1 protein-coding gene is annotated in these 2,564 nt (G+C 69.6%); it reads left to right on the top strand.

The window, feature by feature from the left end:
• Positions 1–131 precede the first annotated feature (131 nt).
• Complete coding sequence (locus ACFVH0_RS39295; protein WP_385828227.1) at positions 132–2,498, top strand: discoidin domain-containing protein; 2,367 nt, start codon at positions 132–134, stop codon at positions 2,496–2,498.
• Positions 2,499–2,564: the final 66 nt, after the last annotated feature.

Raw genomic sequence — 2,564 nt, 5'->3', positions numbered from 1 at the left:
CCGGGGGCGCCCGGGGTCCGGTCGGGGCCCCGCGCGGGGGGGGGGCCCCGCCACGGCCGGCACCTGCTCCCCGTCGCGTCACCCGCACGAACCTCCAGGAACGAATCGATCGAGAACGCTTGGAGTTTCACATGAGAGTGCGTCCAAGTCAGCTGCTGTGCCTTCTCGCGTCAATGGTCTGCCTGCTCGCCCTCGCCGCTCCCGCGACACCGGCGAGCGCCGCCCCCGACCCGGTCAACGCGAAACCCGCAGTGGTGCCCGCCCTCCAGAAGTGGCAGGGCCGCACCGGATTCTTCGAGCTGAACCGGCACAGCCGCATCGTGTTCGCCGGAGCGCACCGCGACCGTCTGCGCGATCAACTCGCCACCCTCCCCGACGAGATCGCGCAGGTCACGGGGCGCAAGCCGACCCTGTCGCCGCGCCACCCGCACAGCGGCGACATCGTGCTTTCGGTCGACCCCACCCTGCCCGGAGCGGTGGACAGCGCCCGGTTCGAGGAAGAGGGCTACACCTTCACGGTCACCGGCGAGAACGTGCGGATCACCGCGCCGAGCGCGAAGGGCGTCTACTACGGCACCCGTACGCTCCTGCAGATTCTGCTGCTCGACGACGGCCGTGACTCCGTCCCCGTGGGCACCGCCGTGGACTGGCCGGACTACAAGGTGCGTGGCTTCACACTGGATGTCGGGCGGCGCTTCTTCACCGCGGACTTCATCCGCGACTACATCCGCCTCATGGGCTGGTTCAAGCTCAACGAGTTCCAGATCCACCTCAACGACAACGGGTTCAAGGACGACCGGCCCTGGAGCGAGGCCCAGGCCGGCTTCCGGCTCAAGACCGACAACCCCGCGCTGTCCGGCCTGGCCTCGAAGGACGGGGCGTACGACCGGCACGACTGGGACTCCTTCGAGGACACCGCCGCCGCCAACGGCGTCACGCTCGTCCCCGAGTTCGACGCCCCCGCCCATTCGCTGGCGTTCATCCGGTTCAAGCCGTCCCTGGGCCTCAACAACGGCGACTCCGACCACCTGGACCTGTCCAAGCCGGAGACCACCGCGTTCATGAAGTCGGTGTTCGACGAGTTCACGCCGTGGTTCCGCGGCCCGGACGTGCACTTCGGCGCCGATGAGTACCGGTCGGACAAGCCCCGCTACAAGAGCTACTTCAACGAGATCGCCGCCCACATCCGCACGCTCGGCAAGCATCCGCGCGCCTGGGGCAGCCTGTCCCTGATGACGTCCGACACCGAGGGCTTCGACCGCGACGTCACCCTCAACAGCTGGAACAACTCGTGGTACGGCCCGCAGGCCGCCAAGAAGGACGGCTACTCGTTCATCAACACCAACGACGCCCTGCTCTACATCGTCCCGTTCGCGAGCTACTACCACGGCCACGGCCTGGACGGTAAGTACCTCTACGACAACTGGGAACCCAACGTCTTCCCCGACGGCCAGAGCGTCGCACCGAAGGACCCCCAACTCCTCGGCGCCATGTCCTCGGTGTGGAACGACCTGACCAAGTCCGGCTACACCGAACTCGACGTGCACGAGCTGGTCGAGCCCACCTTCGGGGTCCTCGCGCAGAAGATGTGGAGCGGCGCCGGCTCAGGTGTCCCGTACAACGATTTCATGTCGACCGTGCGCAAGCTCGGCGTGGGAACGGGGCTCACCGAGGTCGCCACGACACTCGCCACCCCGGCCAGCGGTGAACTGAGTGCGGGCAAGCCGGCGTCCGCGTCCGCGGGCACGGCCGACGCGGCGTTCGACGGGGTGAGCACCACCAAGTGGCAGAGCGGCCCGGGAGATCACACCTGGCTCCGCGTGGACCTCGGCCGCCCCCGGATCGTCACCAGGGCCGACCTGGACTGGGCGCCCGCACACGGCCGTGACTACGCGATCCAGGTGTCCGGCGACGGCACGGCCTGGACCACGGTCGCCCACCGCACCGGCCGCACGTCCGCGGGATCCGACACGCTCACCTTCGAGCCGGTCACCGCCCGGTACGTGCGTCTCATCGGCACCGAAGCCGCCCGCAAACAGGACGGCTACGCGCTGTGGAGCATGCGCGTCTTCGACGCAGCGGATCTGGCGCTGCACCGGCCGGCCACCGCGTCGTCGTCCGAAGTGCCCGGCCTGGGACCGGAGAACGCCACCGACGCTGACCCGGCGAGCCGCTGGGCCAGTGCCTACCGTGACGGCGAATGGATCCAGGTGGACCTGGGCCGGGTACAGACGGTCCGCCGCGTCCTGCTCGACTGGGAGACGGCGTCCGGAAAGGACTACGACATCCAGGTCTCCGACGACGGGACGAACTGGAAGACAGCCGCCGCCGTACGGGACGAGCCCGCAGGCGCCCGCGTGGACGAACTCACCTTCGCTCCCGCCTCGGGCCGCTACATCCGCATGCAGGGCATCAAGCGCACGTCGTCCTTCGGCTATTCGCTCCGGCGCCTGGAGGTCCGGGCCGCGAGCCCGGCGACGAACCCGCTGCGCCGCTGAGACGTGGGGGCGGCCCGGGTCGGCGCCGGCCCGGCCCACAGCCACACCCAGTGGACCCCCCCCCGA

The sequence above is a fragment of the Streptomyces sp. NPDC127117 genome, assembly GCF_042677325.1.
Classification (GTDB): Bacteria; Actinomycetota; Actinomycetes; order Streptomycetales; family Streptomycetaceae; genus Streptomyces.
The sequence above is the reverse complement of the archived record's forward strand: the minus strand, read 5'-3'. Positions and strand labels throughout refer to the sequence as shown.